General features: G+C 70.0%; 2 protein-coding genes. Both read right to left on the bottom strand.

All coding sequences use genetic code 11. The features are described from left to right. Positions 1-775 (bottom strand): hypothetical protein (locus tag EPN29_14435; protein ID TAN29803.1); only part of this gene is annotated, 775 nt, incomplete at its 3' end. Beyond that, the coding region (locus EPN29_14430; protein TAN29802.1) for an O-antigen ligase family protein at positions 756-1,316 on the bottom strand (561 nt) is incomplete at its 5' end. The genes EPN29_14435 and EPN29_14430, both read right to left, overlap by 20 nt.

The following is a 1,316-nucleotide window of genomic DNA, read 5'->3' as shown; positions in this document are numbered from 1 at the left end:
GGCGACGCACCAAGATGATGCCGGCCAGCACCACAGCCAGCATCAGCGCGTCGTTGTGGCCCTCCGCGCAGGACCAGATCGCCACGGGGTTGAGCGCGATGCCCGCCGAGAGCACCAAGCGCCGGCGCAGCTCCCAGCCTTCCGTGGCGACGAAGGCCAGGGCGGCGCAGAGCAGCAGCGCCAGCGAAGCCAGCACGCGGAAGGCGTCGAGCTGGCCCGCCGCGCCCAGCGGCGCAGCTAGGTGCACGATCAGGGCCGAAATCCAGGTGAAGAGCGGCCCGTAGACGCTCATGGGCGGCGGATTGCCCCACTGCACCGCACTGGCGCGCATCAGCGCATCGAACGGCGGAACGGCGGCATGCACGTACGGGCTCAGGCCATGGAGCGCCAAGTCGCCGTACCAGCCGTAGGCGTAGATGTCCGAGGAGAACATCACGGGGAAGGATGCCGCGCAGAGCGCCGCGAGCCCGGACGCAGCCAGGATCGCGCCGAGCAGCGAGCGATGCGGGGTGCCCTCGTCCGCGCTGTGCCACAGCTCGCGCAGAAGGTAGATGTAGGCCACGGAGCCGCCGGCGATCGCCAGGGCAAGCGCGGTCCAGAGCAGCAGTCCCCAGTCGCCTTGCCAGGTGACGACGGGAACGGGGGAGGCGACGGCGTCGCGCACCTCTTGCGGGGCACGTGCGAGGATCGATGAGGCGGCTATGCCGCCGAGCACGAACGCGGCTCCTACGGCGACACCCGCCGCCGTGATGCGCTCAGCGACGTCTCGTGTCATCGCCCTGCCTCTTCTTGTCTTGCAGGGCAGGCCCTGCGCCTGCCGCGGGGAGCGCGCAGACGCAGATCCAGAACTGGCCGACTTTTTCGAAGAACGTCAACGTGTCGGCGATGCCATGCAGGGCCAATGCGATGGAGCCGGCGGCAACGCCCGCGCAGAGCGCGCTCTCGCGCGCGCGCCGCGCGTAGGGGATGATGGCGGCCAGGGCCAGAGCGATCTGCACGGTCAAGCCCACGATGCCCGTCTCGGCCAGCGCCTGCAAGTAGGCGCTGTTGGCGTGCGTGCGGATGCCGTGCAGCCCCACGCGGTCCAGCTCCAGCTCGAAGTTTCCCGCACCTACGCCCAACAGCACGTGGCGCTCCCAGAGTGCGATTGCGGCATGCCAGAGCTGGCTGCGCGTGCCGATGCTGCCTACGTACGTCGTGTCCGCGCGCCCGAAAATGGCCGATGGAAGCGAGAACAGATGCCACGATGCGCCGATGCGCGCGCGCGCTACGACGAACGCCGTGAGTGCGAGGCCTGCCAGCACGCCGAGCGCGCC

Source organism: bacterium (assembly GCA_004299235.1).
In the GTDB taxonomy this organism is placed as follows: domain Bacteria; phylum Chloroflexota; class Dormibacteria; order Dormibacterales; family Dormibacteraceae; genus SCQL01.
Note: the sequence above shows the minus strand (reverse complement) of the source record. Positions and strands in the feature narration are given on the sequence as shown.